This is a genomic window from Mojavia sp. (genome assembly GCF_059505145.1).
The window spans coordinates 1-2,018 of record NZ_JCACKA010000067.1; the positions used below are offsets into that span (position 1 = coordinate 1).

Annotated in this window: 3 protein-coding genes; 2 read left to right on the forward strand and 1 reads right to left on the reverse strand. The window is 43.4% G+C overall.

Annotated elements, in window-relative coordinates; genetic code table 11:
- Nucleotides 1–501 (forward strand): FAD-binding domain-containing protein (locus tag AC5JL8_RS16045; protein WP_495880691.1); only part of this gene is annotated, 501 nt, incomplete at its 5' end.
- A 297-nt stretch (nt 502–798) separates the two neighbouring features.
- Here the strand turns inward: AC5JL8_RS16045 and AC5JL8_RS16050 are convergent.
- Nucleotides 799–1,002, reverse strand: coding sequence for a hypothetical protein (locus AC5JL8_RS16050; protein ID WP_495880692.1), 204 nt, complete (start codon nt 1,000–1,002; stop codon nt 799–801).
- A gap of 18 nt (nt 1,003–1,020) precedes the next feature.
- Between AC5JL8_RS16050 and AC5JL8_RS16055 the strand changes: the two genes are divergently transcribed.
- Nucleotides 1,021–1,968: an MFS transporter gene (locus AC5JL8_RS16055; RefSeq protein ID WP_495880693.1), complete on the forward strand. Its 948-nt coding sequence runs from the start codon at nt 1,021–1,023 to the stop codon at nt 1,966–1,968.
- Nucleotides 1,969–2,018 lie beyond the last annotated feature (50 nt).

Sequence of the window (2,018 nt, forward strand, 5' to 3'; positions counted from 1 at the left end):
ATTTCCTTCTACATTTTCTCAGAAATGGTAAATCTTCCAAAACTGGATGCTCCCGCTAAACATTATATGAATTATTTAGTAGACGGTGATTTAGCGATTGATAATTGGCAATGGCAAATGCAAGCAGGTGTAACCAATCCATTAAGCGATACTTTTAGAATATATAACCCCAACAAAAATATTGCAGAAAAAGACCCAGATGGAAGTTTTATTTATCATTGGATATCGGAACTAAAGGGATACACCTTACCAGACATTCTTACTGAAAAATACATTCTTCATAGTTCTTATCCACAACGGGTTTTAGATTGGTCAAAGACACGGAAGATAAATGGAAAAATTGTTTCTGATTTACGCAAGCAAACCAAACAGCGATTAATAAACCAAGGAGGAGATGAATATGAAAGTGCTGTGGTTGCCAAAGAAACTGTAGATAAATACTGGCAACATAAAGATAAGGAGTACCAACAATATCAGCAAAAGGTTACCCAGACAGAATAAAAGCGATGGCTACGCCAACCCCTGGCGGGGAAGAACGCACCAGCCACTCCTAATTGAGTACAATTCATCAGTAGAACCAAAGCAAAGCCCAGGAAGATCAATTGAGCCAGAGTTCACCCACCCTACCAAGCCGAAAACTAAAGATTACGATCCTGACAGTAGGTTCGGTGGGCGATGTGTAACCATACTGCGCTTTGGGCATTGGCTTGAAACGTGCGGGGCATGAGGTGACATTGGCAGCACAAAGGAACAAGACAGCCATAGCACTAGCCAGAGCGTTTGAACTATAGGTGGGTATTAGCAACGCCGCAGTTTCATACAATAGCAAATGGCGTGCTTGGGATAAAATAGGTAAGGAACGATGTTAACTGTGCTGATATTTAGCTGTGTCGCAATGATGATATTCCCTCCTTGGTAAGCTTCTGAAAATCGATACCACAGGCAATTCGCCAGAGTGCTATGGCGACGCTTTTGTTCATGGATTCCCCCACCAAGTGCCAACGCTGTGACAGGAGTGTATTGGTAAACAAATTTGGAGAATGGGAGAATTTGATGATGCCTGTGGATGGTCAGAACAAAACAACCAAATCAGTTATTCTATTCATCAGCCTCTTGTTGGCGATTGAGGTATTAGACGAAATTGTTGATGGTGTGATGGGCGTAGCCTATCCATTGATTCGTGACGAGCTGGAGCTTTCGTACGTGCAGATTGGGTTATTATTGACCATACCCAATACGGTCAGCAGCTTAATAGAGCCGATTTTAGGAGTTTTAGGAGATTTTGGTGCGCGACGATTATTGATTTTGGCAGGAGGGAGCAGTTTTGCTGCTGCGCTGACGCTAATTGCCCTGAGCCATCAATTTTGGAGTTTATTAGCTGCATTAGTTTTGTTTTATCCGGCATCTGGTGCGTTTGTTAGTTTGTCTCAGGCAACACTGATGGATCTTGAACCCCACCGCCACGAAGCAAATATGGCACGTTGGGCATTGGCGGGTTCTTTGGGCAATGCGATCGCGCCTTTGGCTTTGACAGGTGCGCTCGCGATCAACCAAAGTTGGCGGAATGTTTTTCTGGCCTTGGCAGCCTTAACTCTTTATCTGCTCTGCTTCCTCTGGAAGTCTCCGATAGAGAAAGTAAAGGTATCTACTGCAATGGATATGCCAGACTCTAGCATTCAAGGGGGTATTCATCATGTCATCTACGCACTCAAACGACGTAACGTCTTACGCTGGTTAATTCTGTTGCAATCTTCAGACTTAATGCTCGATGTTGTGCGGGGCTTTTTAGCTCTTTATTTTGTGGATGTTGTAGGTACAAGTGGCACACAAGCGAGCTTTGCTTTTAGCATCTGGTTAGGGTTCGGCTTATTAGGCGATTTGTTTCTCATTCCATTGTTGGAGCGAATGCAAGGCATCCAGTATTTGCGCTTGAGTGTATTTTTGGTTTTGTGCCTTTATCCAGTGTGACTTGAAGAAGATTTTGGACAGGTTTGGAAGAAGAAATTGGACAGGTTGCA